This window comes from Aeromonas sp. PrichA-15 (assembly GCF_017939245.1).
In the GTDB taxonomy this organism is placed as follows: Bacteria; Pseudomonadota; Gammaproteobacteria; order Enterobacterales; family Aeromonadaceae; genus Aeromonas; species Aeromonas caviae.
In genome coordinates, this window is the sequence record NZ_JAGKRH010000043.1 from 1 (window position 1) to 26,020 (window position 26,020).

General features: G+C 63.0%; 25 protein-coding genes and 1 pseudogene. 14 read left to right on the plus strand and 12 right to left on the minus strand.

Annotated features, from left to right (window positions below; translation table 11 throughout):
• Positions 1-144: 144 nt before the first annotated feature.
• From J9889_RS07430 to J9889_RS07465, 8 genes and pseudogenes are all read right to left on the minus strand, one after another.
• Positions 145-951: pseudogene (locus J9889_RS07430) on the minus strand (IS1595-like element ISAeme10 family transposase); the annotation flags it as partial.
• Positions 952-1,069: 118 nt separating this feature from the next.
• Positions 1,070-1,432 (minus strand): copper-binding protein, encoded by a 363-nt coding sequence (locus J9889_RS07435; RefSeq protein WP_041205372.1) that lies wholly within the window; start codon positions 1,430-1,432, stop codon positions 1,070-1,072.
• Positions 1,433-1,478: 46 nt separating this feature from the next.
• Positions 1,479-4,601, minus strand: coding sequence for an efflux RND transporter permease subunit (locus J9889_RS07440; protein WP_210556232.1), 3,123 nt, complete (start codon positions 4,599-4,601; stop codon positions 1,479-1,481).
• A 73-nt stretch (positions 4,602-4,674) separates the two neighbouring features.
• On the minus strand, positions 4,675-6,207 hold the full coding sequence (locus J9889_RS07445; protein ID WP_210556233.1) for an efflux RND transporter periplasmic adaptor subunit: 1,533 nt from the start codon (positions 6,205-6,207) through the stop codon (positions 4,675-4,677).
• Between the two features lie 283 nt (positions 6,208-6,490).
• Entirely contained in the window at positions 6,491-6,982 is a 492-nt protein-coding gene (locus J9889_RS07450) for a hypothetical protein (RefSeq protein ID WP_210556235.1), read from the minus strand.
• 183 nt (positions 6,983-7,165) lie between these two features.
• Positions 7,166-7,972 (minus strand): exodeoxyribonuclease III, encoded by an 807-nt coding sequence (gene xthA / locus J9889_RS07455; protein ID WP_210556237.1) that lies wholly within the window; start codon positions 7,970-7,972, stop codon positions 7,166-7,168.
• 252 nt (positions 7,973-8,224) lie between these two features.
• A complete protein-coding gene (locus tag J9889_RS07460) occupies positions 8,225-9,187 on the minus strand; it encodes an ion channel (protein ID WP_029314056.1) in 963 nt (320 codons plus the stop codon).
• Between the two features lie 60 nt (positions 9,188-9,247).
• Complete coding sequence (locus J9889_RS07465; RefSeq protein WP_010673669.1) at positions 9,248-10,894, minus strand: response regulator; 1,647 nt, start codon at positions 10,892-10,894, stop codon at positions 9,248-9,250.
• Between the two features lie 270 nt (positions 10,895-11,164).
• Between J9889_RS07465 and J9889_RS07470 the strand changes: the two genes are divergently transcribed.
• Positions 11,165-11,590, plus strand: coding sequence for an Hsp20/alpha crystallin family protein (locus J9889_RS07470; RefSeq protein ID WP_182957780.1), 426 nt, complete (start codon positions 11,165-11,167; stop codon positions 11,588-11,590).
• A 43-nt stretch (positions 11,591-11,633) separates the two neighbouring features.
• On the opposite strand, the gene J9889_RS07475 is transcribed toward J9889_RS07470, so the two are convergent.
• Positions 11,634-12,677 carry an FAD:protein FMN transferase gene (locus tag J9889_RS07475; RefSeq protein ID WP_109112448.1) on the minus strand — a complete coding sequence of 348 codons (1,044 nt, stop codon included), beginning with the start codon at positions 12,675-12,677 and terminating at the stop codon, positions 11,634-11,636.
• 299 nt (positions 12,678-12,976) lie between these two features.
• Between J9889_RS07475 and azu the strand changes: the two genes are divergently transcribed.
• Both azu and J9889_RS07485 read left to right on the plus strand, forming a co-directional pair.
• On the plus strand, positions 12,977-13,417 hold the full coding sequence (azu, locus tag J9889_RS07480) for an azurin (protein WP_043155526.1): 441 nt from the start codon (positions 12,977-12,979) through the stop codon (positions 13,415-13,417).
• A 181-nt stretch (positions 13,418-13,598) separates the two neighbouring features.
• Positions 13,599-13,802: a hypothetical protein gene (locus J9889_RS07485; RefSeq protein ID WP_039039209.1), complete on the plus strand. Its 204-nt coding sequence runs from the start codon at positions 13,599-13,601 to the stop codon at positions 13,800-13,802.
• Here the strand turns inward: J9889_RS07485 and J9889_RS07490 are convergent.
• Positions 13,799-14,368: a HutD family protein gene (locus J9889_RS07490; RefSeq protein WP_103244535.1), complete on the minus strand. Its 570-nt coding sequence runs from the start codon at positions 14,366-14,368 to the stop codon at positions 13,799-13,801. The genes J9889_RS07485 and J9889_RS07490 overlap by 4 nt on opposite strands.
• Positions 14,369-14,497: 129 nt before the next feature.
• Positions 14,498-14,920, minus strand: coding sequence for a MarR family transcriptional regulator (locus tag J9889_RS07495; protein WP_050498310.1), 423 nt, complete (start codon positions 14,918-14,920; stop codon positions 14,498-14,500).
• 81 nt (positions 14,921-15,001) lie between these two features.
• Here J9889_RS07495 and J9889_RS07500 point away from each other — a divergent pair, with 81 nt between their 5' ends.
• The 3 genes from J9889_RS07500 to J9889_RS07510 all read left to right on the plus strand — a co-directional run bounded on the left by J9889_RS07500 (position 15,002) and on the right by J9889_RS07510 (position 16,829).
• Complete coding sequence (locus J9889_RS07500) at positions 15,002-15,301, plus strand: DUF3861 domain-containing protein (protein ID WP_210556239.1); 300 nt, start codon at positions 15,002-15,004, stop codon at positions 15,299-15,301.
• Between the two features lie 131 nt (positions 15,302-15,432).
• A complete protein-coding gene (locus tag J9889_RS07505) occupies positions 15,433-16,404 on the plus strand; it encodes a nucleoside hydrolase (RefSeq protein WP_102948684.1) in 972 nt (323 codons plus the stop codon).
• Positions 16,405-16,499: 95 nt separating this feature from the next.
• Positions 16,500-16,829 carry a DUF3634 family protein gene (locus J9889_RS07510; RefSeq protein ID WP_039039207.1) on the plus strand — a complete coding sequence of 110 codons (330 nt, stop codon included), beginning with the start codon at positions 16,500-16,502 and terminating at the stop codon, positions 16,827-16,829.
• Positions 16,830-16,919: 90 nt separating this feature from the next.
• Here J9889_RS07510 and J9889_RS07515 read toward each other — a convergent pair whose 3' ends face one another.
• On the minus strand, positions 16,920-17,828 hold the full coding sequence (locus tag J9889_RS07515; RefSeq protein WP_210556244.1) for a LysR family transcriptional regulator: 909 nt from the start codon (positions 17,826-17,828) through the stop codon (positions 16,920-16,922).
• Positions 17,829-17,947: 119 nt separating this feature from the next.
• Here J9889_RS07515 and J9889_RS07520 point away from each other — a divergent pair, with 119 nt between their 5' ends.
• The 8 genes from J9889_RS07520 to J9889_RS07555 all read left to right on the plus strand — a co-directional run bounded on the left by J9889_RS07520 (position 17,948) and on the right by J9889_RS07555 (position 25,787).
• A complete protein-coding gene (locus tag J9889_RS07520) occupies positions 17,948-18,391 on the plus strand; it encodes a carboxymuconolactone decarboxylase family protein (protein WP_210556245.1) in 444 nt (147 codons plus the stop codon).
• A gap of 500 nt (positions 18,392-18,891) precedes the next feature.
• Positions 18,892-19,980 carry a cytochrome o ubiquinol oxidase subunit II gene (gene cyoA, locus J9889_RS07525; RefSeq protein WP_080767819.1) on the plus strand — a complete coding sequence of 363 codons (1,089 nt, stop codon included), beginning with the start codon at positions 18,892-18,894 and terminating at the stop codon, positions 19,978-19,980.
• Between the two features lie 3 nt (positions 19,981-19,983).
• Entirely contained in the window at positions 19,984-21,960 is a 1,977-nt protein-coding gene (gene cyoB / locus J9889_RS07530) for a cytochrome o ubiquinol oxidase subunit I (protein ID WP_041211612.1), read from the plus strand.
• Entirely contained in the window at positions 21,881-22,576 is a 696-nt protein-coding gene (locus J9889_RS07535; RefSeq protein ID WP_080560441.1) for a cytochrome o ubiquinol oxidase subunit III, read from the plus strand. The genes cyoB and J9889_RS07535 overlap by 80 nt, the downstream gene beginning before the upstream one ends.
• Positions 22,577-22,906 carry a cytochrome o ubiquinol oxidase subunit IV gene (locus tag J9889_RS07540; RefSeq protein WP_010673684.1) on the plus strand — a complete coding sequence of 110 codons (330 nt, stop codon included), beginning with the start codon at positions 22,577-22,579 and terminating at the stop codon, positions 22,904-22,906.
• Between the two features lie 8 nt (positions 22,907-22,914).
• Positions 22,915-23,808, plus strand: a complete 894-nt coding sequence (cyoE, locus tag J9889_RS07545; protein ID WP_010673685.1) for a heme o synthase — start codon at positions 22,915-22,917, stop codon at positions 23,806-23,808.
• A gap of 165 nt (positions 23,809-23,973) precedes the next feature.
• Positions 23,974-25,335: an MFS transporter gene (locus J9889_RS07550; RefSeq protein ID WP_041213223.1), complete on the plus strand. Its 1,362-nt coding sequence runs from the start codon at positions 23,974-23,976 to the stop codon at positions 25,333-25,335.
• 83 nt (positions 25,336-25,418) lie between these two features.
• Entirely contained in the window at positions 25,419-25,787 is a 369-nt protein-coding gene (locus tag J9889_RS07555; RefSeq protein WP_010673687.1) for a DUF1428 domain-containing protein, read from the plus strand.
• Positions 25,788-26,020 lie beyond the last annotated feature (233 nt).

Genomic DNA, 26,020 nt, shown 5'->3' on the forward strand with positions numbered 1-26,020 from the left:
GGTGGGCATTCCCGCGGAATGCATGGTGTTTTTGCTCATGGGGGGAGCGTATCTAAGGAGCAGGATCAAGCAAGCAGGAAAGTGGGATCAAGAGACGATCGTCTCATTTTTCCTGTGTCAATACTGTTCCGGTGAATACTTACCTTTCAACCGCCTGTGGTACCCGTTCACATGCTGGATGTGGTAGGCGCCAACCACGCGCTCGCCTTGACGATTACGCACGACCTGATGGGTCACTCCCTGCGCTTTGCTGAAACTGGCATACACCCCGGCGCCATCGCTACACAACACCGCATCTGGCGAGACAAGGGGTGCCAAAACCGCTATCACCGTCTCGGCATTCATTTTCTCCAACTGAAAATCCGCATGGTGGCCAGCCCGGTCCTGAACCACCATCACCGGGATGTAATCCGACCCTGTGCCTCGGGTACGGCCTTTGCCCCCACGATGGCGGGCCGGGCGGGGCAAACCACGTTGCCCTTTAAACGACTCCAGGAAGAAGGTCTCATCGACCTCGACGATACCCTCTTCCCGTACCGCCTGGTGGCTCGCCATGGCTTTCAGGAAGCGGTGACGCCACAAAAAGGCGGTGTTTTTACAGACTCCGCAGCGGACGGCAGCCTGTCGGACGGTCAGCCCGTCGATGAGGGCCTGGGCATAGTCTTCCCAGCACTGTGCCTTGCGAAGTCGGGCCAGCGGCGTCTTGGTGAGAACGGAACTGGTGCGCAGACACTGCTTGCAGCGATAGCGACGCAGTCCTCGACTCCAGCCCCAGGGAGCCAACTGCGCGGCCTCGGCCTGGCAGTGAGGGCAACATTGGCAAGGGGGGAGTTGGGTGGCTAACGAGGTGATGGGGTGAGGGGCGGCGAGTTCATGTTGCGCGAGACGACGCTGGCGCAAGGTGAGCAGTGGGAAGAGAGAGAGTAGATGTTGAAAGGCTTGGGTATCCATGATGGAGGCCCTCAGGGTGATGACCTACTTCAAGGTTAGCCTTTCAACACATAACTGGGACAGCGCCTAAATAAAGACGGCGGGATGATCCCGCCGTCTTTTATTGAAATCAGTCTGTTTACTGTTTCTGGATGGCTGTCACGGTGAGCTTGCCGGCTGGGTTCTCGGCGTGAAAGCGCACCGCATCCCCCACTTTCAGATCCTGGAGCAGAGCCGGATCGGCCACCCGAAAGACCATGGTCATCGCTGGCATCTTGAGGTTGTCGATCGCCTCGTGCTTGATGCCGACCTTGCCGTTGGCCGCGTTGATGCGGCTTATGACCCCCTGGGTCATCGCCATCTCGCCCATCTCGTTCATGCCTTCCATCTGGCTCATCTGGCCCATGTCGTGGCCGGCATGGTTCATCATCTCCTCGGCTTGCAGGCTGGTGTGGGTGGCAAGGCCCAGCAGCAATGTCAGGGTCAGCGTCTTGTAGTTCATGGTGTTTTCCTTCAATCGTTCAGTCGAAAAGGGTTGGGAAATCGGGTCATTCGGATTGTTGATAAGCAGGCAGGTTGCTGCTGCGCCACAGGTAATAGGCGGCGGGCAGCACCAAGAGGGTCAGACCTAAGGCGCTCACCATGCCGCCAATCATGGGGGCGGCGATGCGCTGCATCACCTCGGAGCCGGTGCCTTGGCTCCACATGATGGGCAGCAGGCCGGCGATGATGGTCACTACCGTCATCATCTTGGGGCGCAGGCGCAGGGCGGCGCCGTGGATCACCGCCCGGTGCAGGCCCGCCTGGTCCGGCTTGCCACAGGCCACGAGGTCATCCCAGGCGTGGTTGAGGTAGACCAGCATCAGGACGCCGGTCTCCACCGCCACTCCGGCCAGGGCGATAAAGCCCACCCCGACCGCCACCGAGAGGTTGAAGTCGAGCAGCCAGAGGGTCCAGATCCCGCCCACTACCGCCAGCGGCAGAGTGGTGAGAATGAGCAGCACCTCCTGGAAGCGGCGAAACGCCAGATAGAGCAGCAGCACGATAATGGCGACGGTCAATGGCACCACGTAGGCGAGGCGCGCCTTGGCCCGCTCCATGTACTCGTACTGCCCGGACCAGGTGAGGGCGTAGCCCGCCGGCAGCACCAGCTGCTTGCCCACCTCGGCCTTGGCCTCTGTCACAAAAGAGCCGATGTCGCGGCCGCGAATGTCGATGTAGACCCAGCCGTTGAGGCGCGCGTTTTCACTGCGCAGCATGGGGGCCTCGTCGCTGATGTAGACCCGTGCCACGTCCGCCAGCGCGATGCGCGCCCCGCTCGGTGTCACCAGCGGCAGCAGTTCCAGGCTGGCTACCGAGTCGCGATAGCTTTGGGGGTAGCGCAGGTTGATGGGGTAGCGCTCGCGCCCCTCGATGGTCTGGCCCACCTCCATGCCGCCCACCGCGGTGGCGAGCACCGCCTGCACGTCGGCGATATTGAGGCCGTAGCGGGCCGCTTTCAGCCGGTCGATGTCCACCTTCACATAGCGGCCACCGGCCACCCGCTCGGCGTAGACCGATGAGGCGCCCTCCACCTTGCCGACGATCTGCTCCAGCTGTTGGCCGAGCTGCTGGATCACCTTGAGATCCGGCCCCGCGATCTTGATGCCGACCGGGGTCTTGATGCCGGTGGCCAGCATGTCGATGCGGGTCTTGATGGGGGGGACCCAGGCGTTGGTGAGACCGGGGAAGCGGATGAGGGAGTCGAGCTCCTCCTTGAGCTTCTCCGGGGTCATGCCGGGGCGCCACTGATCCTTGGGCTTGAGCTGGATGCTGGTCTCCATCATCACGAGATCCGCAGGGTCTGTGGCCGATTCGGCGCGGCCTGCCTTGCCGAACACGTTCTGCACCTCGGGCACGGTGCGGATGAGCTTGTCGGTCTGCTGCAAAATCTCCCGCGCCTTGCCCACCGAGATATTGGCCGCCGTGGTGGGCATGTACATGATGTCCCCCTCGTCGAGCGGCGGTATGAACTCGGAGCCCAGGTACTTGAGCGGCCAGAAGCCCGCCACCGTTACCACGGCGGCGATGGCCAGGGTGGTTTTCGGACGGGCCAAGACGGCCTTGAGCAAAGGCACATATGCCTGGCTTAAGCCACGGTTCAGCGGGTTGGCCTGCTCCGCCAGCACCTTGCCACGGATGAAGTAGCCCATGATCACCGGCACCAGCGTGATGGCGAGCCCGGCCGCGGCGGCCATGGCGTAGGTCTTGGTGTAGGCGAGGGGGTGGAACATCCGCCCCTCCTGCGCCTCCAGCGCGAACACCGGCAGGAAGCTGATGGTGATGATCAGCAGGGAGAAGAAGATGGCGGGCCCGACCTCTATGCTCGCCTCGGTGATGATGCGCCAGCGGTTCTTGTCGGTGAGCGCCTCCCGCTCCATGTGCTTGTGGACGTTCTCGATCATCACGATGGCGCCATCCACCATGGCGCCGATGGCGATGGCGATGCCGCCGAGGGACATGATGTTGGCGTTGATCCCCTGCAGGTGCATCACGATAAAGGCGGTCAGGATGGCGATGGGCAAGGAGATGACCACCACCAGGGATGAGCGCAGGTGGAACAGGAAGGCGAGGCAGACCAGCACCACCACCGCGAACTCCTCCACCAGCTTGCCGGAGAGGTTGTCGATGGCGCGCTGGATAAGGTCGGAGCGATCGTAAACGGTGACGATCTCCACCCCCTCCGGCAGGCTGCTCTTCAGCTCGGCCAGCCGCGCCTTGACCCCGTCGATGGTGTGCTGGGCATTCTCGCCGTAACGCATGACGATGATGCCGCCCACCACTTCCCCCTCGCCGTTGAGCTCGGCCAGGCCGCGCCGGCTCTGGGGACCGGTGACCACATCCGCCACATCCCCCAGCAGCAGGGGGGCGCCGCGCACAGTGGTGCCGAGGGGAATATGTTTTAAGTCCTCCACGCTTTTCAGATAGCCGTTGGAGCGCACCATGTACTCCGCTTCCGCCATCTCGATGACGGAGGCGCCGGTCTCCTGGTTGCCCTGCTTGATGGCGGTCTCGATGAGGGAGAGCGGGATGCCGTAGGCGCGCAGCTTGTCCGGGTCGACCCGCACCTGATACTGGCGCACCATGCCGCCCACGGTGGCGACCTCGGAGACGCCCTCCACCGTCTGCAGCTCGAACTTGAGCAGCCAGTTCTGCAGGGAGGTGAGCTCGCTCAGGTCATGCTTGCCGGTTCTGTCTACCAGGGCGTACTGGTAGACCCAGCCCACCCCGGTGGCATCGGGGCCGAGCTGGGGGCGGGCGGAGGCGGGCAGGTTGGGGGCCACCTGGCTCAGGTACTCCAGCACCCGGGCACGGGCCCAGTAGAGGTCGGTGTCGTCGTCAAACAGCACGTAGACGAAGGAGTCGCCGAAGAAGGAGTAGCCGCGCACCGTGGTCGCGCCCGGCACCGCCAGCATGGCGGTGGTGAGCGGGTAGGTCACCTGATCCTCCACCACCTGGGGCGCCTGGCCGGGGTAGGAGGTCTTGATGATCACCTGGACGTCGGAGAGATCCGGCAGGGCGTCCACCGGGGTCTGCTTCACCGACCAGAGCCCCCAGGCGGTGAGCATGAGGGTCAGCAGCAGCACCAGGAAGCGGTTGCCCACGGACCAGCGAATAATCGAGGGGATCATGGTTGGGCTCCTTGCTCATTGGGTGCAGAGAGCGGAGAGCGGTTGCCTGTCAGGCAGCGAATGATGGCAGGGATCATGACTTCTTCTCCATCTCGGGCATCGCCATCTGATGCTGGCTATGCTCCATGCCTTCCATCTTCTGCATCTCATCCGTTGCTGGCTTGGCTGTGTCGCCGCTTGTCGGCGCTTGCTCCTGATGGATGGTGGTGATGCGGTACTCATCCCCCTCCTGCATCACCTGCAGGTGCAGGGTCTGTCCCTCGGCCAGCTTGCTCATGTCGACCCCCTCGGCCACGGTGAACTCCATCTCCATGGCGGGCCACTGCCACTCGGGGATGGGCTGGTGGGAGACCATCAGGGTACGGTTGGCCAGATCGATGCTTTCAACCTCGCCCTGGGTCCACACCTGAGCGGGGCGTACCGCCGTCATGCGCTGGAAGTCCGAATCGATGGCCGATTCGGAGTCGAGCAGAAACTGGGCCGAGCTGACGATGCTGTCCCCAGCCTCTACCCCTGCCTTGATGGCCACCTTGTCGCTAAACTGGGGGCCCAGAGTGACGGCCACCGACTTGAAGCTGCCATCCCCCAGTGCCAGCACCAGCCGATCCTGACTGCCGGTGCGGATCACCGCTTCGCTCGGTACCACCAACCGGGGTTCTCCCTGCCCGGTGCGAATGCTCACCTTGGCAAACATATTGGGCTTCAGAAACTCGTCCGGGTTGGCGAAGCGCAGCCGCACCTTGAGGGTACGGGTGGCGGCATCCAGGGTCGGGTAGAGGTAATCGACCCGGCCTTGCCAGTGGCGGCCGGGGGCATAGTCGAGGGTCATGGTGACCGGATCCCCCACCTTCAGCTGGGCCGCCTGGCGCTCGAACACCTCGGCGCTCACCCACACCTGCTTGAGGGTGCTGATGTTAAAGAGCGCCGCGGCGGGCTCCACATACTGGCCTTCGCGCACCTTCAGCTCGGAGACATAGCCGCTGCTCGGGGCATAGATGCGCACCGTCTCCTGCACCTGTCGGCTGCGCTTGAGGGTCGCAATTTGATCCGCCGGCACCTGCAGGGACTTGAGCTTGCCCTCGGCGGCGCGCAGCAGCAGGGGGTTGGCGGTGTTGAGAGCGAGCAGATACTCGTGTTGGGCGTTGACCAGATCCGGGGCGTAGAGCTCGTAAATCAGGCTCCCCTTGCTCACCTGCTGCCCCTCGCTCTTGATGGCGAGGGTGCGGATCCAGCCTGCCATGCGGGCGTTGACCGCCTCCAGCCGGTCCTCGTCATAGCCGACGTAGCCCACCGTCTCGATCTGCTGGTGGATGGGCAGCTTCTCCACCTTGGCGAGCCGCACCCCAAGATTCTGCTGGATCTCGGGGCTGATGGTGACTGTGCCCGGCGAGCCGCCCTGTTTTTCCTCATAGACGGGGATAAAGTCCATCCCCATGTTGTCCTTGGCGGGGCCGTCGCGCTTGTCGCGGGGATCCATGGGGTTGACCCAGTAGAGGGGCGTCTTCTCCTTGGCTGCAGTGCCAGTTGTGGTCTGTTTGGCGGCCCAGTAGCCGCCACCGGCGCCGAGGGCCAGCAGCAGGGCGGACATCAACAGTGTCTTGTTCATGACAAGCCTCCGGCGCGCGGGAGGCGAAGGGAGGGCTGGCACGGCTGCGCACAGGCAGACCGGGTAACGGGGGTGGATGACATGGTATCTCTTCTCTTCTGTCAGGCCGCCAGTGTGGTGGTGCGCGCGGGCAGGGCATCACCACGAGGCGGCAAACGGGGCGCAGCTGTGTCAGCGCGCACGGCTCCCTGCGAGCGGGCCGGTTTGGCCAGGGCGCAGGGTCAGGCAAGGCGGCAGAAAACGGGCAAGCCGAGGCTTGCTGTTGCCGCGAGAGAAGCGCTTTCTAGTGGCGCAGCACCGACAACATCAGGTGTCGGCGCGGCCAGGAGGGGGGGTGGGTACCACGCAGGCGCAGGAAGGGGTCCCGCAACCAGTTGTCCAGCAGGGGGGCGACACCCCACGAAGGGAGCAACAGCAGAGGAAGCAGCAGCAGTGATAGCAGCAGGCCGAGCAGGGGCGGCGCACTGGTGGCGCTGAAGAGGCCGCTCTGCATCTGGCACTCCTCCCCGGGCGGGGCCGCCTCACTCTGGGGGCCGCCGTGGCAGGAGAGGGAGGCTGTGTCGGCCTGGTGCATGGCGGAGTGCTGCACAGGCTCGCTCTGGTGCAGTCCATGAGACAGGGGGGACTGCGCCGGAGCCAGGATGGATGCGGATGCGTCACTTGGCAGGGCGGTGGCCGCCCCATGCCAGCCGATGCACAGGGTGAGATTGCAGACGAGCATCAGCCCCAGCAACAGCCGGGCGATGAACGTGGTGGGCAATCTCGATGACAACATGGGTGGCTTCCCTGTGACGGATGGGCCGAATCTAAACCTTGCCGAAAGGAGAAGGTCAAGGCCTGGCAAGCGCCGTCTGCCTGGGAATTGACATGGATTAAAAAAGGGCGGGGCAGTGAACAAAAAAAGCCCCCGCATGGGCGGGGGCAGGTTCTTTTGGCGAGGGCTAGCCTGGCGTGGGGATCAGGCGAAGCAGGTCCAGATGGGGGCGTGATCCGAGGGTTTCTCGATGCCGCGCAGCTCGTAGTCGATGCCGGTCTCGGTCACTTTGTCCTTGAGGGCGTCGGAGGCCATGATGAGGTCGATGCGCAGGCCCCGGTTCTCGTCAAAGCCCCTGGAGCGGTAGTCGAACCAGGAGAAGCGCTCGCACTCGGTGGGGTTGGCGGCGCGGAAGGTGTCGGTGAGGCCGAACCCCTTGAGGCGCTCCATCCATTCCCGCTCGATGGGCAGGAAGGAGCACTTGCCATCCCGCAGCCAGCGCTTGCGGTTCGCCTCGCCGATGCCGATGTCGAGATCCGTGGGGGAGATGTTCATATCCCCGATCAGCGCTATCTGGTCGTCCGGGGTGTGGTGGGTCTCGAGGTAGTGCTGCAGGTCTTCATAGAACTTCTGCTTGGCCGGGAACTTGGTCTCGTGATCCTGGCTCTCCCCCTGGGGGAAGTAGCCGTTCATCACCTTGATGACGGAGCCGTCTTCCCGCTTGAAGCTGGCCATGATCATGCGGCGCTGGGCATCTTCCGGATCGGTGGGGAAACCCTTTTGCACCTCGATGGGAGCCTGCTTGCTCATGATGGCGACCCCGTAGTGCCCCTTCTGGCCGTGGAAGACCACGTGGTAGCCCATGGCCTCCACATCCGCGACCGGGAAGGCTTCGTCGTGCACCTTGATCTCCTGCAGGCCGATCACGTCCGGCTGGTGCTTGTCGATAAGGGCTTGCAACTGATGAAGACGGGCGCGCAGGCCATTGATATTGAAAGAGATGATCTTCATGTTCGAGGTGCTCATGTCGTTTTTGTTCGTCGCTTATTGGACTAGGAATCCGCGATGGATGCAAGTTCGGGGGCTGTGACTGGCGCAGCGGCTCGGTAATCTGTTCACGATCTGTCGCGAGAGTCTGTCAGCAAGGTGACGCGCAGCAGAGGAACCTGAGTGCATATGTATACATGGGAGCGCCTGGCGACACATAAGCGAGCAGCATATGAGCCTTGGAAGCGGCTTTCCAGCAAGATCGTGGACAGGTTTCTAGCGGGTCATCTTCTTGACAAACACCACCACGAACAGTGCCAGCGTGAAGCTGCCGGTAAAGGCTTCGAAGGCGGCGAAGATCCGCGACAACCCCACCGGGGTGAAGTCCCCATACCCCAGCGTCGTGAAGGTCACCACGCTGTAGTAGAGGCACTCCATCAGGAAGATGGCGTTCTGCTCCAGGGGGGCGTCCGGGCGATAGATGAGGTGGGTGCCCGCGAAGTTGAGGCCGCAGAAGAAGTAAAAAATGCTGCAGATGACGATGAGCAGCAGGGAGAAGAGCACCACCCGCATGGGGGCCTCGCCGTAGCCGCAGAAGAGATCCACTATCCAGGAGGCGAAGCGGCGGTAGGACCAGAACGGCATCTGCAGGCGGCGCATGGTGAGCTCCTGCTGGATGTAGCGACCGGACATGGTGAAGATGCCCTGGGCCTCCGAGGCCTTGCGCAGATCCCGGTAGGTCTCCTCCGCCTCCTTGAACCAGACGCGGGCCTGCGCCGGGTCCCGCTCGCGGCGCCCCTTTCTGTCCTGCATCAGCCGCTTGCCCGTCTCCAGGTTGTCGAGGCGGGTGTTCTTCCAGCGGATGCCGAGCAGGTTGACGTCGTCGAGGGTGGCGCAGTGGAGGTTCGCTTCGCTCAGATCGGCCTTCATCAGGCTGCCGCCCTTGATGCGAATGCCGTAGAGATGGGCACCTCGCAGGTTGGCGCGATAGAGGTTGCACTGCTCCAGCAAGAATCCCTCCGGACCCTGCCTGTTCACCAGGTTGAGATCCGCCAGCTCGGCGCGGGCCAGTTGCAGGCCGTGGCACAGGCCTCCCTGGCGCACATAGCGCTCCAGCGCCTCGGCGGTATCAGGGGTGTTGTGGGCCGCAGCGGGGTCGTGCCAGCGGCAGAGATCATGATCCCCTGCCTCTTCGGTGCAGTGGCGGCCATCGGCCACCAGGTATCGGCACATTGCCATGGTGTTGCCCCTCCCTTCCCTGAGTCAGTATCAGCATAGGTGAGGGGAGGAGGGGGGATATCAGCTGTGCTGATGATATTCCTGGCGCAGCTTGCGAAAACGTTCCTGCTGGGCGGGGTTGAGGGGGATGCCCTCCAGCACCTCCAGGGTCTCCTTGCACTCGGCGCCAAACTCCGGGCTCTTGCGGTTCTTCTGCATGAGTTGCAGCAGCACCTGGATCTTGTTGAGGGCGGCGCCGGTATTGGCGGGCGCCCGGCGCAGGGCCTCGCGAAAGTGGCCGAGGGCCTGCTCCAGCTCTCCGGCCTGATAGGCCTTGATGCCCAGATCGTTGAGCTGCTGATAGCGCTGGCGCCGCTCCTGCACCGTCTTGTCATCCCGGGTTACCTGGATGCAGGTGGTGAGCAGCCGATCCTCATCCTCCGCCAGCAGGGGTTGCAGGCTCTCGGCGTACTCGAACTCCCCGAGCTGATAGAGGGCGAGTATGGTCTCGCCAAGGAGAGCCGGAGGCATGGTGGCGGGCTCGTCCAGCCAGTTCTGGTTGGCGCGATAGAGCATCTTCTTGCCCTTGAGCAGCTCCCCCAGGGCGATGCGCACCCGGGCCTGGCAGATCTGCTCGAACACCGGGTAGTTGAACTCCGACATCATCAGGGAGTCGCGGATGCGCGACAGGGCGGAGTTCACCTGCTTTTGCAGGTTGGCGATGTGGTAGCCGTCGTTGCTGTTGAGGGCGTACAAGGTGAGGGTCTGGATATAGGCCCCGAGATAATGCGGCGTGCGGTGGATGGAGTTGCGCGACAAGTCGATGAGGGCGAGCAGCACGTCCTTGGCCTGGGCGTAGTCGTGCCGTTGCAGGCACACCTCCGCCAGACGGCGGGAGAGCTGCACCGACTGGGGAGAGATGTCCACCGCCCGGCGCAGCTCCTGCTGGGCTTGCTCGTCATTGCCCAGCGCCAGCAGGGACTCCGCGAGCCAGAGGTAGGCCTCCACCATCAGGGGGGTGTGTTTCAGGGTGGCTTGCAGGTGGCTCACCGCCTCCTCGTGCAGACCCAGGGTATGGCACGCCTTGCCCAGGGTGAGGCGAGCCCAGCTGTTCTCCTGCCCCGCCAGCAGCTGGCGCATCAGGCTGCGGGCCTCCTTGGCCTGGCCCAGCTTGAGCTGGGTGTCGGCCTGCAGGCAGCGGCAGAAGTTGGCAAAGCGGGGCACTGCGTCCGCCTGTTTGGCACAGGCCTCCACCAGGGCGGGCAGATCGTCCCGGGTGAGGGCGCTGAAGACGCTCTCCAGCGCCTGGCGCCGGGCGAGGGCGCGTTTGAGACGAAACGAGAACTGCTCCTGGGAGAAGGGCTTCATCAGGTATTCGTCGGGCTCGGCTTCCAGCGCGCTCAGCACCATGGCGCGGGAGCCGTCGCTGCTGACCATGATCACCACGCTCTGGGGCGGAATGAGTTGCTGATCCCGCAGGCTTTCCAGCAACTGGCGGCCGTTCTCGCCCGCCCCCAGCTCATAGTCGAGCAGATAGATGTCGAAGCTCTCTTTCTGGCAGCGGCGGCGCGCCTCGTCGGCGGAGTTGGTGTAGGTGATGCGGTTGATGCCGATGTTGATCAGCATCGCCTTCATCATCATCTGGAAGGAACGCTGTTCGTTGACCAGCAGGATGCGCTTGGGCTTGGGCTGGGGTTTCTTCTCGGGTACGGAGTCCGGTGTCTGCATCTGTCTGGCATCAAGGCGCTACGGGCTGGTGGGAGAAGTGTGCCACCAAAGTCCGCAGGCAGGCAATTGCACATGGGGAGGCCCCCCGGTTTTTCCCGCAGACCTTGGGTGAAAAAAAGGGTGTCTTGCCTTTGATCCCGGTCAATGGAAGGCGAGTTGGCACTGGCAGGCGCTGTCCCGGTTTTTAGACTTGAAGAGCGTCAGCATGCGGGAGGCAGCAGAGGGCAGGGTGCCCGTCTGCTCCCTTGCCCGCTCACAAGGAGGGATCAGATGAGTTTGCTACCGAGTCGCACCAGCCTGTTTGATGACCTGTTCCACGACATGGCCTCCGGCTTCTACATCCGCCCCCTGCACGGGGACCCGTTGCCCAGCCAGATCAAGCTGGATCTGCGGGAGAGCGGGGATGACTACCTGCTGCTGGCGGAATTGCCCGGGGTGGCGAAGGAGGACATCCACGTGGACGTGCACGGCAAGCTGGTGACCCTGAAGGCGGAGATCCGCCAGTTTGACAGCCAGAGCAAGGATGAACGGGCCCTGCGCAGCGAGCGCTACTATGGCAGCGTGTCGCGCAGCGTCGAGCTGCCGGTGGAGGTGTCGCCAGAGCAGGTGAGCGCCCGCTTTGACAACGGCATCCTCACCCTGCGCCTGCCCAAGCAGGCGGCCAGCCCAGCGCCCCACCGCATCCCCATCGAATAGGCGGTCAGTGAACGAGGCCCCGCACTGTGCGGGGCCTCGTCATTCAGGGCTGCTTGCGCACCAGATAGGGAGCAAACTCGGGGGTGTGGTTGGCGGCAAAGCCCGTGGCGGTCTTCTCGATGAGATAGACCGCCAGCTTGTGCTCCCTGGCAAAGGCCATCGCCCGCTCGGGGCCCATCACCATGAGGGCGGTGTCGAGGGCATCGGCCTCCAGGGCCGTGGGGGTGATGACGGTGGCGGAGACCAGCTTGTGGGTCACGGGCTCGCCGGTGGCAGGATCGATGATGTGGGAGTAGCGCTTGCCGTCGAGCTCGTAATAGTTGCGATAGCTGCCGGCGGTGCTCACCGCCATGCCGTTCGGGGTCACCACATCCTCGATGGCGCCCGGTCTGTCCGAGGGCTCGACGATGGCCACCCGCCAGGGATTGCCCTTGTCGTTGTGCCCCTTGCTGCGCACCGCCCCCGCCACCTCGATGAGGTAGTTGTGGACCCCTTTCTGTTCCAGCAGCCCGGCTATCTCGTCGGAGGCCGCCCCCTCGCCCAGGGTGGAGAGATCCAGATAGAGATCTGGGATGGCTTTGCCGAGCAGGAAGTGATCCCCCTCGGGGGTCAGGGTGAGCTTGTCGATGCCGACCCGCTCCCGCGCCTTGGCGATCTGCTCTGCGCTGGGCCGCCTGACCGGGCGCTTGTCCGGCCCGAATCCCCACAGATTGACCAGGGGGCCCACGGTGACATCGAGAACCCCCCGGGTGAGGTGTGCGGCGTCAATGCCCTGTTGCACAATCTTCGCCATGGTGGCCGGGATGACCTGGGGGGGCAGCCCCGTTCCCTGATTGAAACGGGAGATGAGGGAGCCCGGATCATAGGTGGAGATCTCCTTGTTCAGGCGTGCCAGCAGCGCCTCCACCTCCTGTTGCAGTGCCTCCTGTCCGCCGGGGAAGGGGTCGCTCAGGGTCACCGCATAATAGGTGCCCATGGTGTTGCCCTGGATGCGGGTCTGGGTCGGGGCCGGCTGGCAGGCGCCAAGCAGCAGGATCAGGGAGAGCAGCAGGGTGCGCGCCAGCGCAGGCGCAAAGGGGAACTTCATCTCTCATTCTCGCGGGAGTCATCGACGGGGGAGCAGCTTAGCCAACGGCTGCGGTGTTGGCGAGTGGCCGTGGGCGGGAAGGCCGCAAATAATTAAGCGGGACGGGGATGTGAGCAACCCGCTTTGGGCCCGGGGTCGGGAGAAAAGAAGTGACCGGGCCCTCAGGCTGGCCCAAAAGCGGTCGTCCTTCGGTGACATTTGAATATAATGAAGATCGATCCTGACAGCATCTTTGCGGGTCGCGCCCACGGGGGCGAGATGCCTATGCTGTCATCCTTCGTCAATCAAAGGAGAACGTGATGAAAAAGGTGTTAACCCTGCTGCTTCTTGGCTCCCTCGCCACCCCGGTCCTGGCCGACGAGTGCGCACTGGTGATCGAAGGCAATGACGCCATGCAGTTCAACCAGACGGCGATGAGCGTGCCGGCCACCTGCAAGGAGGTGACGGTGACCCTCAATCACACGGGCAAACTGCCGGTGGCCAACATGGGCCACAACTGGGTGCTGGCCAACACCGCCGACTATCAGGCCATCGCCACCGCCGGCATGAGCGCCGGGGTCGATCACGACTACCTGCCCAAGGATGACCCCAGGATCCTGGCCCACACCAAGCTGGTGGGGGGCGGCGAGAGCACCAGCGTTACCTTCAAGACCGACGGCCTGGCGGGCAAGGATCTCACCTTCTTCTGCTCCTTCCCGGGCCACTTCGCCCTGATGAAGGGCAGCTTCAAGGTGGGGTAGTGCCAAGGACCGTGTCGCCGCCAGTACAAGCAAAAGCCGGGAAGGTCCCGGCTTTTTTGTCTTCGCTTGCGCTGCGTCGCGGTGCTTTCATGATCTGGTCTGGGGTGGCAAGGGGATGAGCGGCGTAGAATAGGTCGCAAATGGGCCAGTGGCCCGCCTACGCCCCTTCGGAAAAGAGAGCATGAACGCAGTGAAATGGATGCTTGGCTGTTGCCTGATGCTGTTGTGTGCCATCGCGCTGGCCGCCGAGCCCCCGGTGAAGAAGAGCCGGAGCGGCATCTGTCACCCCAAGGGCGGCACCTACTACAGCCGCACCAGGCACTATACCCCCTATGACACCATGCAGGCCTGCCTCGACAGCGGGGGCCGTGCCCCCCGGCGTTAAACGGCGGCTTGCTTGGGCTGCAGGGTAAAGAAGGCGAGGGTGGTCTTCTTGCCGCACTCGAAGCGGATGTTCTCCTCCCCCTGCACCACCAGGGTCTCGCCCGGTGCGACCTGCTGTCCCTGCACGGTGAGCTGACCCTCCAGCAGGTGGCAGAGGTAGCACTTGTCCGCCTCCAGGGTGAGGCTGAGGGGGAAGGGCAGGTTCAGCACCCGCACGTTGGCGCTGATGCGCGCCGGGTGGTAGATGAGCCCGAGATCCGTCACCTCTTTTTTCAGCAGCTCGCAGCGGGTCTCGTCATCCCCGCTGAAGTGGGCCGCCTCGAAGGTGGCGTAGGGGTGGCCGTTGAGCACGAAACCGGCACCGCTGACGGGCAGCAGGATGCGCTGGTAGCCGGGAAAGCGGGAGAAACTCCCCGCTTCCTTGATGGGGGCCGAGCTCAGCCGATAGTCAAAGTCGAGCTTGTCCAGGGTCGAACCAGGGGGGGAGATCAGGATCTGGGCCGTGGTGCCCTGCCTGTTCTTCCAGGGCATTTTCAACTGGTCGGACTCTTTAATCAGGGTGATCACGATGGCGCCTCGGCGGGAAGGGGAGAGTGGGGCCAGTGATACCATCTCCGGGAGTGGCTCACAAGGCGCCGCCAGCACAGGCCGCGCTGGTTGGCCACAAATCAGGCAGCGGATCCCCTGACGCTGACCCTAATCGGTCGACTCAAGCCCTTTTTCTATCTTGTCCAGCAGTTGCTGCAACTGCGCTATCTCCGCCGGCGTCAGCAGGGAACACAGCCGTTCGTCGAGCCGTGCGGCCTCCTGCTCCCCCTGGTTGACCCGCTCGCAGGCCAGCGGGGTCAAGGCCAGACAGATGCTGCGTCTGTCAGTGGGATGGGGCCGCTTCTCGATGAGCCCCTGTTTCTCCATCTCCTGCAGCAGGCGCGTCACCTGCGCCTTGTCGCGGCCAGACCGCTGTGCGATTAGCTGCGGCGTGGCGGGATCCAGCGCATGGATCAGTTGCAGCACCTTGTAATGGAGGGGGCTAAGGGCGATCTGCTGTGCCCGGAAATGCTGCGTCATGGCGATTTTGTACTGATCGAGGATCCGGAAGAGGCGGTTTGACAACTTCATGGTTGATAAAGTCAACTTAAAAGGGTTTAATTGATTTTATCAACCATATGGGCAAAAGCCCAGCCCGAGAGGAGATGAAAGATGCCACACACTTATCGTGTACAGGTCCAGGCGCTGGACCGCGAGGTGCCCCCGTTGCAGTTCGACTGCCAGAATCACGACGACATCTTTGCCATCCTGGCGCTCAGCAAGGGGAAGCTGGCCATGTCGGAGCAGGGACATCAGGCGTTTATCGTCGGGTTGAAGCTGTTTGGCGAAGTCATGATGCAGCATCGCAAAGAGGAGCTGTTCAAGGGGTTTCTCCCCCATTTCAAGCAATTCATGGGGCAACTGAAACGCACCGCCAGGGGAGAGGAGGCCGTGGTCGCCCCTTCCGAGTGACCCTGCCCTGACCCCAAGGGCGAGCGCTCCCGCCATCATGCCTGATGCAAAGGAAACCCCGAGGTTGTGATCCCGGTGCTGTCAAAGCGGCGGCGGCCCGCTACACTGGCAGCTCGTTTCACGGAGGACCCATGACCCACAAGATCATTCTGGATACCGATCCCGGCATCGACGATGCCATGGCCATTCTGTTTGCCGAGGCGCACCCTGCCATCGAATTGCTCGCCATCACCACGGTGTTTGGCAATGCCACCATCGAAAATGGCACCCGCAACGCCCTCTGGCTCAAGCAAAAATATGGCATGAAGGCGGACGTGGCCCGGGGCGCCGCCGCGCCGCTGCTGCGCGAGCCCGTGGGGCCGACGACGGTGGTGCACGGCCCGAGCGGCTTTGGCGACGTCCAGGCGGGGGAGGTGACCCTCATCCCGGATCCCCGCCCGGCCTGGCAATACATCGTCGAGACGGTGAAGGCCCATCCCGGCGAGATCACCCTGGTGACCATCGGTCCCCTCACCAACCTGGCGCTGGCGCTCGAGGCGGCCCCCGAAGTAGCCGCCCTGGTGAAAGAAGTGGTCGTGATGGGCGGTGCCTTTGGCGTCAACGGCCATCGCGGCAACGTGACCCCCTATGCCGAGGCCAATATCCACGACGATCCCGATGCGGCGGACCGGGTCTTCACCGCCCCCTGGCCCCTGGTGATCATCGGGCTCGACGTCACCCAGCAGAGCATCTTCACCGCCGACTATCTGGATGCCCTGCGGGACGATGCGGGGGAGCCGGGCCGCTTCCTGTGGGATGTCAGCCGCTTCTACCTGCGCTTCTATTCCGAGCGCATCGGCATGGCGGGGTGCCATGTGCACGATCCCTCCGCCATCGCCTATGTGATCGATCCTGCGCTGTTCACCCTGCGCAAGGGGCCGGTGCGGGTCATCACCGAGGGGCCCGCCATCGGCCATACCCTGCAAAAATTTGACGACACCCGCCATCCCCATGACGAGTGGGCCGACTGCCCGGCCCAGCAGGTCGGGGTCGCGGTGCGGGATCAGGCCTTGCTCGCCCTCTATCGGGATACCCTGGTGGCCTGGGGCAAGGGGCGCCGATAAGGCCCGGCAGTGAGTGAAAGCGTGATGGCGGCCGGGTCATGGTGAGGCGCCCCCGGTTATACTGGCGAATATCGGGTTGACGGGAGGAAGACGCAATGGCCTGGTTGTCTCTGTTGGTGGCGATAGCCCTGATCGGGTGGTTGATGACGCTGGGGCGCGGCGCCCTTTTCGAGGTCCGGCTCGCGCCGGGCAAGGTGGTGGTGAAGCGGGGCTCGGTGCCGCCGCGCTTTGTGACCCAGGCGACCCAGATCCTGCACCATGAGCCGGTGCGCGGACGCATCCTGGGCCTGCGGGACGGCAACGGGGTGAGGCTGGTCTTCTCCCGCTCCATCCCCGAGCCCGTGGCCCAGCGCCTGCGCAACATCTTCCCCTACGGGGATTACCGGGGGCTCTCCCCAAGCCCTGACGGGCGAAAATCACGCTGAGCGGTCGCCGTGGCGACCCTCATTTCCAGACGCCGGGCCCTGTGCCCGGCGTCTGCGTTTTCAGCGTTTCGCCAGGAGGCTCTGTTGCGGTCAGCGCGGCCCTTGCAGGGGCCTGATCGCCTCGACCAGAAAGTCGATGAAGGCGCGGGTCTGGGGTTTGAGGAAGCGGCCGCCACGAAACACCGCGTGGATCTCGTCCTGGCGATCCTCGTAGGGGGAGGCGAGCCACTCTGGCAGCAGCGGCAGCAGGGTGCCCTCGTCGATGCCTTGCTGCACCATCCAACTCGACAGCAGCAGCACGCCGCACCCCGCGAGGGCGGCGCAGTGCAGGGGCGTGCCCCCGACCGAGGCGAGGTTGCCCTGCACCGCCACCTTCTCGCGCTCCGTGCCCTGCTGGAAGTACCAGTGCTGGCGTTGGCGCCCATGGCCGCGAATGAGGCAGTTGTGGTGGGCCAGCTCGGCGGGATGGGCGGGTTCGCCATGGCGGGCCAGATAGGCGGGGGAGGCGACCAGCAGCGAGCGGTTGGTGAGCAGATGGCGAGTGTGCAGGCTGCTGTCGGCGGGTTTGCCGATGCGCACCGCCACGTCCACGTTCTCGGCATCGAGATCCACCATGCGGTTGTCCAGCGCAACCTCCAGGCGCACCCCGGGGTAGCGGGCGAGGAAGTCGGGCAGGCGGGGAGAGAGCCAGGACGCGCCGAAGCTCTCGAACACCGAGACCCGCAGCGGCCCCTCTGGCGCCACCGAGAGGGGTTGCAGGGATTGCACCAGCTGATCCGCCTCCTCCAGCAGGGGCAGGGAGCGGGCGAGAAAATAGGCGCCCTGCTCGGTCAGCACCAGTTGGCGGGTGCTGCGCTTGAAGAGCGGGATCCCGAGCTGCTGCTCCAGGGCGTCGATGGCACGGGTCACGGAGGAGGGGGCCTGGTTGAGGGCGTGGGCGGCACGGGAGAAACTGCCCGATTCCACCACCTGGGCCAGGATGCGGATGCGATCCAGCATGGATTCACCTTTGCGATAAACGCAAAACTGTTGCAGGTTATGACGATATTCTAATCAACAATGAAAAAGTGAACAATCGGCTCACCGCCCCATCCGGGGTCCATCACAGGAGTCTCGCCATGTCACACCGTATCCAGCTCGCCAACCAGGTGCCCGCCGCCGTCTCGGCCATGATGGGCCTTGAGTCCTACCTCGGGGGCACCGACATTCCCCTGTCGCTCAAGGAGCTCATCAAGTTGCGCGCCTCCATGATCAACGGCTGCGCCTACTGCATCGAGATGCACGCCGACGTGGCGATGAAGCACGGGGAGAGCGCCCAGCGTCTGCTGGCGCTGGCCGCCTGGCAGGAGTCGCCGCTGTTCGACGCCCGGGAGCGGGCGGTGCTGGCCCTGACCGACGAGGTGACCCTGATCGCCGACAAGGGGCTCACGGCGCAGACCTATGGGGCGGCGCTGGCCCAACTGGGGGAAACCCTGCTGGCCCAGTGTCTGGTGCAGGTGGTTACCATCAACGCCTGGAACCGGATCGCCGTGGCGACCCGGATGGAACATGATCACTCCTGACTCCGAGGGAGGGAGAGAAAACGATTGTCAACGGGCCCGCACAAGGGCCCGTTTTGTTACGAAGTGTGCCTTCTGACGCCAGGGGTTGCGACCGTTGTCGGGGGATGGGAAGTTAATCATACATTCGTTTGATTAATTATTTTTTTAATTTTCCCCGAAAAATACCCATCCAGATCAAGGTGTGGAAAAATGACCTGTGAGTCGAAAAGGGGCTGTATGGCTCTTTTTTGATCGCAATGGCGGGTTAAAAACAGACCAGATGGATCTTTTTGGTTAATTGGTGGTCACTTTTGGTGGCGCGAGAGATTAACGGAAGATGAATTGCCGCGGTGTAACTTGAATAAATTGGTCATTGTCAAGGGATTAACATCTGATACTGCTTTCCATCACCTTTTGAACATTTTTGGGATTAATTTTTCATGTTGTTCACATGCCGGTCTGATGCAATAAAATGCTGCATTTTTTTATACCAATAAGCCTTCAAAAGATGAGGACATTGCATGAGACTCTTTGATGTGAAGAGGGGCTTGGGCGCTTTGCTGCTGCTCGCGACCGCCAGCTTGCTGAGTGGCTGCGACATGGCACTGATGAGCCCCAAGGGGCAGGTCGGTATGGAGCAGAAGTCACTGATACTCACCGCACTCGGCTTGATGCTGATCGTGGTGGTGCCCGTGATTGTCATGGCGGTGGCGTTCGCCTACAAATACCGAGCGTCCAACACCAGTGCCACCTATGCGCCGGACTGGGCCCACTCCAACAAGATTGAGGCAGTCGTCTGGACTGTACCCGTCATCATCATCGTCATCCTGGCGGTGATCACCTGGAAAACTTCCCACTCCCTCGACCCCTACAAGCCGCTGGAATCGGACGTCAAACCGGTTCAGGTGGATGTCATTTCCCTGGACTGGAAGTGGTTGTTCGTCTATCCGGAGCTGGGCATTGCGTCGGTCAACGAGCTGGCCTTCCCGGTCAACACCCCGGTCAACTTCCGGGTGACCTCCGACACCGTGATGAACTCCTTCTTCATCCCGCAACTGGGCGGCCAGATCTACGCCATGGCCGGCATGCAGACCAAGCTGCACCTGATTGCCAACGAGGCGGGCGAGTACAAGGGCATCTCCGGCGGTTACAGCGGTGCCGGTTTCTCCGGCATGAAGTTCAAGGCCATCGCGACCCAGGACCAAGCCGGTTTCGACGCCTGGGTAGCCAAGGTGAAGGCCTCTTCCAAGGCCCTGAGCACCATGGATGAGTTCAATGCCCTGGCCAAGAAGAGCGAAAACCACCCGGTGGAGTACTTCGCCAGCGCTGATCCCAAGCTGTTCGTCAACATCATCAACAAGTTCATGGGCGGCATGTCCCATGGTGGTCACGCCACCCCGGCTGCGGGCTCTGCGGATCACGAGGGCATGAACCACGAGGCCATGAACCATGACGCCGCCCCGAAAGCGGGTGCCATGGACCACGAAGGGATGAACCATGAGGCCTCGCAAGAGGACGCCATGGAGAACCAGGCCATGAACCATGACGCCCATGCCGGACACATGGCCATGTCGGCCGACAAGAGTGTGAAAGCAGGATCCGAGGAATAATCGATGTTTGGAAAATTGACACTCGAGGCTATTCCGTACCATGAACCCATCATCATGGTCACGATAGCCGGTATCATTCTGGGGGGCCTGGCCATCGCCGGTCTCATCACTTACTACGGCAAGTGGCAATATCTGTGGAAAGAGTGGCTGACCTCGGTCGACCACAAACGCCTCGGTATCATGTATCTCATTCTGGGCATGGTCATGCTGCTGCGTGGCTTTGCCGACGCCGTGCTGATGCGTGGCCAGCAGGTCATCGCCTCCGGGGGTGGCGAAGGCTACCTGAACGCCCATCACTACGACCAGATTTTCACCGCCCACGGCGTCATCATGATCTTCTTCGTGGCCATGCCGCTGGTGATCGGTCTGATGAACATCGTGGTGCCGCTGCAAATCGGTGCCCGTGACGTGGCCTTCCCCTTCCTGAACAACCTGAGCTTCTGGTTCACCGCCGCGGCCGTGGTGCTGATCAACGTCTCCCTCGGGGTCGGTGAATTCGCCCAGACCGGCTGGCTGGCCTATCCGCCCTTGTCGGGGCTGGAGTTCAGTCCCGGGGTCGGGGTCGATTACTGGATATGGAGTCTGCAGATTTCGGGTCTGGGGACCCTGCTGACCGGTGTGAACTTCTTCGCCACCATCATCCGCATGCGTGCCCCTGGCATGACCATGATGCGCCTGCCGGTCTTCACCTGGACCGCCCTGTGTGCCAACATCCTGATCATCGCCTCCTTCCCGATCCTGACCGTCACCATCGCCCTGCTCACCGCAGACCGCTACCTGGGTACCCATTTCTTTACCAATGACATGGGTGGCAACATGATGATGTACATCAACCTGATCTGGGCCTGGGGTCACCCCGAGGTGTACATCCTGGTGCTGCCGGTGTTCGGGATTTTCTCCGAAGTGGTGGCGACCTTCTGCAAGAAGAAGCTGTTCGGTTACACCTCCCTGGTGTGGGCAACCGTGGCGATCACCGTGCTGTCGTTCATCGTGTGGCTGCACCACTTCTTCACCATGGGGTCCGGCGCCAACGTGAATGCCTTCTTCGGCATCACCACCATGATCATCTCCATCCCGACCGGGGTGAAGATCTTCAACTGGCTGTTCACCATGTACCGCGGTCGTATCGAGTTCACCTCGCCCATGCTGTGGACCGTCGGCTTCATCATCACCTTCACCGTGGGTGGCATGACCGGGGTACTGCTCTCCGTGCCGGCCGCCAACTTCGTGCTGCACAACAGCCTGTTCCTCATCGCCCACTTCCACAACGTCATCATCGGCGGCGTGGTGTTCGGCTGCTTCGCCGGTATCACCTACTGGTTCCCGAAAGCGTTCGGCTTCAAGCTGGATGACGTCTGGGGCAAGCGTGCCTTCTGGTGCTGGATCACCGGCTTCTTCGTGGCCTTCATGCCGCTCTACGTGCTGGGCTTCATGGGCATGACCCGTCGTGTCAGCCAGAACATCGATCCCGAGTTCCACGGCTGGCTGGTGGTCGCCGCCTGCGGCGCCGGTCTGATTGCCCTGGGCGTGCTGTGCCAGGTCATCCAGATCGTGGTCAGCATCCGCGACCGCGAGAAGAACCGCGACCTGACCGGCGATCCCTGGGGTGGCCGTACCCTGGAGTGGGCGACGTCCTCTCCGCCGCCGTTCTACAACTTCGCCATCGAGCCGAAGGTCACCGGTCTGGACGCCTTCTGGGAAGCCAAGGCTGACGGCAGCGCTTACAAGAAGCCTGCCCAGTATGCCCCCATCCACATGCCGAAGAACTCCGGTGCCGGTGTCATCATCGCCGCCTTCAGCGTGGTGTTCGGCTTTGCCATGATCTGGCACATCTGGTGGATGGCCATCGCCGGCTTCATCGGCATGATCGCCACCTGGATCATCCACAGCTTCAACGACGATGTGGACTACTACGTACAGGTTGACGAGATCGAGCGCATCGAAGGTCAGCATTTCGACAACATCAACAAGGTGGCTTAATTCCATGGCGACTGACGTACTACATCACTCTCACGGTGCCCATGAGGATGGGCACCACGATGCCGGTGCCACCAAGGTATTCGGTTTCTGGATCTACCTGATGAGTGACTGCATCCTGTTCGCGACCCTGTTCGCGACCTATGCAGTCCTGGTCAACGGCACTGCCGGCGGCCCCACCGGCAAGGACATCTTCGAACTGCCGTTCGTGTTCGCCGAAACCATGCTGCTGCTGCTGAGCTCCATCACCTTCGGGTTCGGCATGCTGGCCATGAACAAGAACAAGGTCGCGGCGGTCAACACCTGGCTGTTCGTCACCTTCCTGCTGGGTGCCGGCTTCATCGCGATGGAAATCTACGAGTTCCATCACCTGATCGTGCACGAGGCGGGCCCGGATCGCAGCGGCTTCCTCTCTGCCTTCTTCACCCTGGTGGGGACCCACGGTATCCACGTGACCAGCGGCCTGGTCTGGATCATCGTGATGATGGTGTCGATCACCAAGAAGGGGCTGACCGAGCGCAACCGCACTCGCCTGATGTGCCTGAGCCTGTTCTGGCACTTCCTCGACGTGGTATGGATCTGCGTCTTCACCGTGGTCTATCTGATGGGGGTCATGTAAATGAGTCATTCCGTTGACAATCACGGCGCCAGCCACGGCAGCGTCAAGTCCTACATGATCGGCTTCGTGCTGTCACTCATCCTGACCGCCGTGCCGTTCTGGATGGTGATGGACGGCTCCGCCTCCCACGCCGTGGTGCTCGGCACCGTGGTGGCCATGGCGGTGGTGCAGATCTTCGTACACCTGGTCTACTTCCTGCACATGAACACCTCCTCCGAGGAGCGCTGGAACCTGGTGGCACTGGTCTTTACCGTGCTCATCATCGCCATCGTGGTCGTGGGTTCCCTGTGGATCATGTACAACCTCAACATCAACATGATGGTTCACTGAGCGGGTTGATGATGATGAAGCAATACCTGCAAGTGACCAAGCCGGGCATCATCTTCGGCAACCTCATCTCGGTTATCGGGGGATTCCTGCTGGCCTCGAAGGGGAGCCTGGATGTGCCCCTGTTCATCCTGACCATGGTGGGGGTGTCACTGGTGGTGGCCTCCGGTTGCGTGTTCAACAACTACATCGACCGGGACATCGACTGCATCATGGAGCGCACCAAGAACCGCGCCCTGGTGCGGGGGCTCATCGCCCCCGGTGTCTCCCTCTGGTATGCGACGGCGCTGGGCGTTGCGGGCATTGCACTGCTCTACTTTGCGGCCAATCCGTTGGCCGCCTTGCTGGCGGTGCTGGGCTTCCTGGTTTATGTGGGGGTCTACAGCCTCTACATGAAGCGCCACTCGGTCTATGGCACCCTGGTCGGCAGCCTCTCCGGCGCCGCGCCGCCGGTCATCGGCTACTGCGCGGTGAGCGGGCAGTTCGACTCGGGGGCCCTGATCCTGCTGGCGATCTTCAGCCTGTGGCAGATGCCGCACTCCTATGCGATCGCCATCTTCCGCTTCAAGGACTACCAGGCCGCCAACATCCCGGTGCTGCCGGTGGTGAAGGGGATCCCGGTGGCCAAGCTCCACATCACCCTCTACATCCTGGCGTTCATGGTGCCGACCCTGATGCTGTTCCTCGGCGGCTACGCCGGTTACAAGTATCTGGTGGTGGCCACCGCGGTGAGCGTCTGGTGGCTGGGGATGGCGCTGTCGGGCTACAAGGCGGCGGTGGACGACTCCCTCTGGGCGCGCAAGCTGTTCATGTTCTCCATCGTCACCATTACTTGCCTGAGCGTGATGATGTCGGTGGACTTCCAGCCGGACGCAGCGCCTGTATTGGTGAGCATGCTGCCCTGATAGTGTGAACTGCACCCCTGAAATGCATGAAATCCAGAGCCGGGAATCTTCCCGGCTCTGCTATTATGGGCGCCGCCCTGCGAGGGGCATCGCCGATTTTTCGGGGGCGGCCGGGCGCCTGTCACCCCTTTCTTTTCCTCTTCTTTTTGACTCATCGAGGCCCTCATGAATGATTTCACCATGACGAGGGGCGAGCGACGCGCGACCTGGGCGCTCGGCTCCGTCTTCTCGCTGCGCATGCTCGGCATGTTTATGGTGCTGCCGGTGCTGACCACCTACGGCATGTCCCTGGCGGGCGCCTCCGAGGCGCTCATCGGGCTTGCCATCGGCATCTACGGCATGACCCAGGCCCTGTTCCAGATCCCCTTCGGCCTGCTCTCCGACAAGGTGGGGCGCAAGCCCCTCATCGTCGGCGGCTTGCTGATGTTTGCCCTTGGCAGCGTCATCGCCGCCCTGAGCGACGCCATCTGGGGGGTCATCGTCGGGCGCGCCCTGCAAGGGAGCGGCGCCATCTCCGCCGCCGTCATGGCGCTCCTGTCGGATCTCACCCGGGAGCAGAACCGCACCAAGGCCATGGCCTTCATCGGGGTGAGCTTTGGCATCACCTTCGCCATCGCCATGGTGACCGGCCCACTCATCACCCATGCCCTGGGCTTGTCCGGCCTCTTCTGGCTCATCGCCCTGCTGGCCCTGGCCGCCATCGCCATGGTGCTCTGGGTGGTGCCGACCCCGGCGGCCCACCTGCAAAATCGCGAGTCCGCCATGGTGCGAGGCAGCTTTCGTACCGTGCTCACCAACCCTCGCCTGCTCAAGCTCAACCTCGGCATCCTCTGCGTCCACACCCTGCTGATGTCGAGCTTCGTGGCCCTGCCGCCCCTGCTGGAACGTGCGGGCCTGCCCCGTGACAGCCAGTGGCAGGCCTATCTGGTCACCATGCTGATCGCCTTCGTGAGCGTGGTGCCCTTCATCATCTATGCCGAGAAGCACCGCCAGATGAAGCGGGTCTTCATCGGGTGCGTGGTGGTGATGCTGGCCGCCGAGCTGGTGCTCTGGCAGAGCGGCCAGCAGTTGTGGGGTCTGCTCGCCGGGTTGCAGCTCTTCTTCATCGGCTTCAACGTGATGGAGGCGCTGCTGCCGTCCCTCATCAGCAAGGAGTCCCCGCCGGGCTACAAGGGCACCGCCATGGGGGTCTACTCCACCAGTCAGTTCCTCGGGGTTGCCATCGGCGGCAGTCTCGGCGGCCTGCTCTACAGCCTGGGGGGCGGCCCCCTGGTGTTTGGCGGTTGCGCCGCCCTGGCCCTCGCCTGGCTCGGGGTGAGCCTCACCATGGCCGAGCCCCCCTATGTGAGCAGCCTGCGCATCGTGCTGCCGGAAGGGGTCGAGGCCACCCCGGCCCTGGAGCAGCGGATACGCGCCTGCGAGGGGGTAAGCGACGTGCTGCTGGTGCGCGAGGAACACTCCCTCTACGTGAAGGTGGACAGCAAGCGCCTGACCCGCAGCGATCTGGAGCGGCTGGTCTCTTTGTGATGGCTGGCTGCGCGGGGCGGTGCAGAGCGCGGGCTGATGGGCGGCTGCTATGCTGAGATCCTCACTCACAGGAGGAACCTCTGATGTCATACGTGGACGGATTCGTGCTCGCCGTGCCGACGGCCAACAAGCAGGCCCTGATCGATCATGCGGGGCAGTTTGACCCCATCTTCCTCGAATACGGTGCCACCCGGGTGCTGGAGTGCTGGGGGGACGACGTGCCCCACGGCAAGCAGACCGACTTTTACCGGGCGGTGGCGGCCAGGGAGGATGAAACCGTGGTCTTCTCCTGGGTGGAGTGGCCGAGCAAGGCGGTGCGGGACGACGCCATGGGCAAGATGATGCAGGACCCCAGGATGGACCCCGCCAATCCCCTGCACCAGACCATGCCGTTTGATGGCGCCCGCATGATCTTCGGAGGCTTCACCACCGTGCTGGAGCTCAAGGGCTGAGACCTGCCATCGGGTCACCCAGGTGGCCGGAGCGCAAGGGCCGATAGCAACACCCAGGCCCGTCAGATGATGAAAAAGCCCGCCAGCCGGCGCAATGCTGTTCACTTAAGCGGAGCCGCATTGCGATTTACCGGAAAACGGGTCTTTGATATCTTCACCGCCCTGGGTCTCGATGGCCTGGGGCGTTTTTCTATGAACATGACGCCTATGCAGCCCCGCAACTCCGCCAACCT

Excerpts from the sequence above, each read along its gene's own strand:
- J9889_RS07510 (WP_039039207.1), top strand. The coding sequence starts at position 16,500 with ATGGCCTGGTTGTCTCTGTTGGTGGCGATAGCCCTGATCGGGTGGTTG.
- J9889_RS07555 (WP_010673687.1), top strand. The coding sequence starts at position 25,419 with ATGTCATACGTGGACGGATTCGTGCTCGCCGTGCCGACGGCCAACAAG.
- azu (WP_043155526.1), top strand. The coding sequence starts at position 12,977 with ATGAAAAAGGTGTTAACCCTGCTGCTTCTTGGCTCCCTCGCCACCCCG.
- J9889_RS07550 (WP_041213223.1), top strand. The coding sequence starts at position 23,974 with ATGAATGATTTCACCATGACGAGGGGCGAGCGACGCGCGACCTGGGCG.
- J9889_RS07540 (WP_010673684.1), top strand. The coding sequence starts at position 22,577 with ATGAGTCATTCCGTTGACAATCACGGCGCCAGCCACGGCAGCGTCAAG.
- J9889_RS07435 (WP_041205372.1), bottom strand. The coding sequence starts at position 1,432 with ATGAACTACAAGACGCTGACCCTGACATTGCTGCTGGGCCTTGCCACC.
- xthA (WP_210556237.1), bottom strand. The coding sequence starts at position 7,972 with ATGAAGATCATCTCTTTCAATATCAATGGCCTGCGCGCCCGTCTTCAT.
- cyoA (WP_080767819.1), top strand. The coding sequence starts at position 18,892 with ATGAGACTCTTTGATGTGAAGAGGGGCTTGGGCGCTTTGCTGCTGCTC.
- J9889_RS07520 (WP_210556245.1), top strand. The coding sequence starts at position 17,948 with ATGTCACACCGTATCCAGCTCGCCAACCAGGTGCCCGCCGCCGTCTCG.
- J9889_RS07475 (WP_109112448.1), bottom strand. The coding sequence starts at position 12,677 with ATGAAGTTCCCCTTTGCGCCTGCGCTGGCGCGCACCCTGCTGCTCTCC.
- cyoE (WP_010673685.1), top strand. The coding sequence starts at position 22,915 with ATGATGATGAAGCAATACCTGCAAGTGACCAAGCCGGGCATCATCTTC.
- cyoB (WP_041211612.1), top strand. The coding sequence starts at position 19,984 with ATGTTTGGAAAATTGACACTCGAGGCTATTCCGTACCATGAACCCATC.
- J9889_RS07500 (WP_210556239.1), top strand. The coding sequence starts at position 15,002 with ATGCCACACACTTATCGTGTACAGGTCCAGGCGCTGGACCGCGAGGTG.
- J9889_RS07515 (WP_210556244.1), bottom strand. The coding sequence starts at position 17,828 with ATGCTGGATCGCATCCGCATCCTGGCCCAGGTGGTGGAATCGGGCAGT.
- J9889_RS07505 (WP_102948684.1), top strand. The coding sequence starts at position 15,433 with ATGACCCACAAGATCATTCTGGATACCGATCCCGGCATCGACGATGCC.
- J9889_RS07465 (WP_010673669.1), bottom strand. The coding sequence starts at position 10,894 with ATGCAGACACCGGACTCCGTACCCGAGAAGAAACCCCAGCCCAAGCCC.
- J9889_RS07450 (WP_210556235.1), bottom strand. The coding sequence starts at position 6,982 with ATGTTGTCATCGAGATTGCCCACCACGTTCATCGCCCGGCTGTTGCTG.
- J9889_RS07535 (WP_080560441.1), top strand. The coding sequence starts at position 21,881 with ATGTGGACTACTACGTACAGGTTGACGAGATCGAGCGCATCGAAGGTC.
- J9889_RS07485 (WP_039039209.1), top strand. The coding sequence starts at position 13,599 with ATGAACGCAGTGAAATGGATGCTTGGCTGTTGCCTGATGCTGTTGTGT.
- J9889_RS07470 (WP_182957780.1), top strand. The coding sequence starts at position 11,165 with ATGAGTTTGCTACCGAGTCGCACCAGCCTGTTTGATGACCTGTTCCAC.
- J9889_RS07495 (WP_050498310.1), bottom strand. The coding sequence starts at position 14,920 with ATGAAGTTGTCAAACCGCCTCTTCCGGATCCTCGATCAGTACAAAATC.
- J9889_RS07445 (WP_210556233.1), bottom strand. The coding sequence starts at position 6,207 with ATGAACAAGACACTGTTGATGTCCGCCCTGCTGCTGGCCCTCGGCGCC.
- J9889_RS07460 (WP_029314056.1), bottom strand. The coding sequence starts at position 9,187 with ATGGCAATGTGCCGATACCTGGTGGCCGATGGCCGCCACTGCACCGAA.
- J9889_RS07440 (WP_210556232.1), bottom strand. The coding sequence starts at position 4,601 with ATGATCCCCTCGATTATTCGCTGGTCCGTGGGCAACCGCTTCCTGGTG.